Genomic DNA, 3,724 nt, shown 5'->3' on the forward strand with positions numbered 1-3,724 from the left:
AATGGTAAGTTGAAGATTCAAGGAAATTATAAAGGTGATAAAAAACACCTAACCTGGACCTATTATGATGAAACAGGGAAAGTTTTGAAAGTAGAAGAGTATCGAGATGGAGAAATGACATCATCGAAATAGTATAAAAAAATCTACAGCAAGGGAACTATAGCAATATGGTTCCCTTTTTTTGTTGCTAATGCTTAATTTTGATGTATTAATTTGAAGTTTTGAAAATACTCATCATTCGATTAAGCTCCATTGGAGATATAGTTTTAACTACACCTGTTGTTCGCTGTTTTAAGAATCAAGAACCTGAAACAGAAATTCATTATTTGCTTAAAAAGCAATATCAGGATGTGATGAAAAACAATCCTTATATTGATAAACTTCACTTTTTTGAAGATAATTTCACCCAACTACTTGAAGAACTCAAAGAAGAAGAATTTGATTTTATTATCGATTTGCATAAAAACCTGAGATCGGGAAGGATTAAAAGAGCCCTTCAATTACCTTCCGATAGTTTCAACAAAATTAATATCGAAAAATACCTCATTGTTAATTTTAAACTGAATTTTTTGCCAGACAAACATATTGTTGATCGCTATTTCGAAGCGCTGGAGATGTATGGAATTAAAAATGATGGAAAAGGATTAGATTATTTTATTACAAAGGAAGAAGAACAATTGGCTTTGGAAAAAACAGATCATGTTGAAAGTCCATATTATGCTTTTGTTCTGGGAGCAACATTTTTTACCAAAAAATATCCTGCTGATAAAATAATTGAGATTTGTGAAAAAATAAAGACAAATGTTGTTTTATTGGGAGGCAGCGAAGATCAGGAAATCGGTGATCACATTGCGCAAGCGTGTGGAAGCCATGTTCATAATTTTTGTGGTAAACTAAGCATAAATGAATCTGCAGCCATTATTAAAAATGCATCAAAAGTATTGACGAATGACACCGGTTTAATGCATATTGCTGCCGCTTATAAAAAGGATATCATTACTTTTTGGGGCAATACAATTCCTGAATTTGGGATGTATCCTTACAAAACAAATCATTATAACGCCCAGGTTGAAAAACTGAAATGCAGACCCTGTTCTAAATTGGGTTATAAAACCAAATGTCCCAAAGGTCATTTTAAATGTATGCTGAATATCGATCAGCAAGCTATATTAGATCAGCTTATTTCCATATAATTTCCATTTTATATATCTTGAAAAAAATATTGCTGAATTAAAAGCTGAAGAGTCATTTTTGTTATGATAAGGAACAAAAAAAATGCCCCTAGGGGCATTTTAATTATCAGAACGCTATTGACCAGCAACAATGCTGAATCTATTTACTTCTTAGAATCTTTTGATTTTCCAGGTTGATTATCTTGTTTTTTACCTTTAGTTGATTGAGATATAGAATCTCTCATATCGGTATCAGCCTGAATATTTTTGAATTTATAATAATCAAGTATACCAAGATTTCCTTCACGAAATGCTTGTGCCATTGCTAATGGAATTTGAGCTTCGGCTTCAATAACTTTTACACGTGCTTCCTGTGCTTTTGCTTTTTGTTGTTGTTCTTCAGCAACTGCCATAGCACGTTTTTGTTCCGCCTTTGCTTGTGCGATCTGCTTGTCAGCTTCGGCCTGATCGGCTTGTAAAACAGCACCAATGTTTTTCCCAACATCAATATCAGCGATATCAATAGAAAGAATTTCGAAAGCTGTTCCAGAATCTAATCCTTTTTGTAATACTAATTTTGAAATATTATCAGGATTTTCTAATACTGCTTTATGATCGAGTGATGAACCAATTGAAGAAACAATACCTTCACCAACACGAGCAAGAATTGTATCTTCACCAGCACCACCAACCAATTGATTGATATTGGCACGAACTGTAACTCGGGCCTTGGCTACCAACTGAATACCATCTTTTGCCATTGCAGCAATTGGTTTGGTATCAATCACTTTTGGATTAACAGACATATGAACTGCATCAAATACATCCCTTCCAGCAAGGTCAATAGCTGTTGCTAATTGGAATGTTAGTGGAATGTTTGCTTTATCAGCAGAAATCAATGCTTTGATCACATTATTTACATTTCCTCCAGCTAAAAAGTGTGTTTCAATCTCATTCGGAGTAACTTTCAAACCTGCCTTTGTTGAAATAATCAAGGAGTTTACAATTAATGCAGGTGGCACTTTACGAATACGCATTAAAATCAATTGAATAATACTGACTTTAACACCTGAGAAAACGGCTGTGATCCAGAGATTTAACGGTACAAAATACAGGAAGATTATTATCGCTAATAATATACCTACGACTACTACTACAATTCCAACAAGGCTCATGGTTTCAATTCATTTAGTTTTTGATTTGACAAAGATAAATAAAAATTGTGCTTCAAAAATGGGATGAAAAAATATTATGCAAGAGAATTAATAGTGAAAGATGTTGCTACGTTTTGCTGAAACGGAGACCTTTTATGCACCTCAGTAGGGAGTATGGGTTAACCATTATTGTAAGTCCGAATTTCATTCGGATAAACCGAATGCAATTCGGTTCTACATAAAATAATTCAGGACTCATAGTTACTAATTTAATCGGACGATTATCATAAGCAGGAAGTGATAAATAAGAAGTAGTTTCCACATTTGCAGAAATTTAGTCCTAATTAAGTGACTTAATTGGGAGGGTGATGGTTTTCCTTTGTTGTAAGTCCGAATTTCATTCGGATAAACCGAATACAATTCGGTTCTACATAAAATAATTTAAATCTCAGTGTCTTCAATTTTATCAACTGAGTTCTCATCAACCGGAAAAGAAATATAGAAAGTAGTTCCAATATTTTCTTCTGTATCAAACCAAATGTGGCCGTTTGCAGAATTGATAATCCGCTTAACAATGGCTAATCCAAGTCCCATACCCGAACTTTTGGTGCTAAAGTTTGGGAGAAATATTTTGTCTTTCAATTCTTCTGGAATTCCATTACCATTGTCTTTGATGCCTATTATTACCTGATCATCTCTGTGCTCTGAACTAATGATTACTTTTGCTTCCCTATCTTCTGGAGTTGCCTGAAATGCATTTCTTACCAGATTGTTAAACGCTCTATTCAGCTGGCTCTCATCACCCAATATTTTTATATCATCCGTATGTAAATCCAGATCAATGATGATTTTATCAGTTGATTGATAAAAATGAGCAACCTCTTTCAATATTTTGTCAATTAAAACAACTTTTTGATTGGCTTCTGGCATGCGGGCAAATGCTGAAAATTCAGTAGCAATATTCGAAAGTGTATCTATTCGATTAATTAGAATTTGTGTCGTTTTTTTAAAGCGTTCTTCCAAATCTTCATCTTTGGTTTCCCATGCACGCAGTAATTGCTGTAAATTTAGTTTCATGGGAGTAAGCGGGTTTTTGATTTCGTGAGCAACCTGTTTGGCCATTTCACGCCATGCTGACTCTCTTTCGGAACGTGCAAGAACGGCTGCACTTTCTTCAACCTTTACAAGCATTTGGTTATATTCTGCAATCAAACTTCCTATTTCATCGCTGCTGTTCCAACTGATTTTTTTGTTGGTTTTTCCCAATTGAATATCACTCAAATGTTTCTTAATTATTTCAAGTGGTTCGGTAAAGGTATTGGCAATGATAATAGAGATGAGAATAATCAATAAAAACAGGAATACATAAATGTTTACAATGGTGACAATCAAGTTGGT

The 3,724-nt window shown here is 33.9% G+C and carries 4 protein-coding genes; 2 read left to right on the forward strand and 2 right to left on the reverse strand.

What is annotated here, in order from left to right; all coding sequences use genetic code 11:
- Window positions 1-132, forward strand: a 132-nt coding sequence (locus HOG71_11575; GenBank protein MBT5991479.1) for a toxin-antitoxin system YwqK family antitoxin, incomplete at its 5' end; no start/stop codon positions are given.
- A gap of 89 nt (window positions 133-221) precedes the next feature.
- The gene (locus tag HOG71_11580; protein MBT5991480.1) at window positions 222-1,193 is read left to right on the forward strand and encodes a glycosyltransferase family 9 protein; all 972 of its coding nucleotides are present in this window, start codon (window positions 222-224) and stop codon (window positions 1,191-1,193) included.
- A gap of 143 nt (window positions 1,194-1,336) precedes the next feature.
- On the opposite strand, the gene floA is transcribed toward HOG71_11580, so the two are convergent.
- Both floA and HOG71_11590 read right to left on the reverse strand, forming a co-directional pair.
- Window positions 1,337-2,356: a flotillin-like protein FloA gene (gene floA, locus HOG71_11585; protein MBT5991481.1), complete on the reverse strand. Its 1,020-nt coding sequence runs from the start codon at window positions 2,354-2,356 to the stop codon at window positions 1,337-1,339.
- A gap of 411 nt (window positions 2,357-2,767) precedes the next feature.
- The coding region (locus HOG71_11590; protein ID MBT5991482.1) for a GHKL domain-containing protein at window positions 2,768-3,724 on the reverse strand (957 nt) is incomplete at its 5' end.

This window comes from Bacteroidota bacterium, assembly GCA_018698135.1.
Classification (GTDB): Bacteria; Bacteroidota; Bacteroidia; order CAILMK01; family JAAYUY01; genus JABINZ01.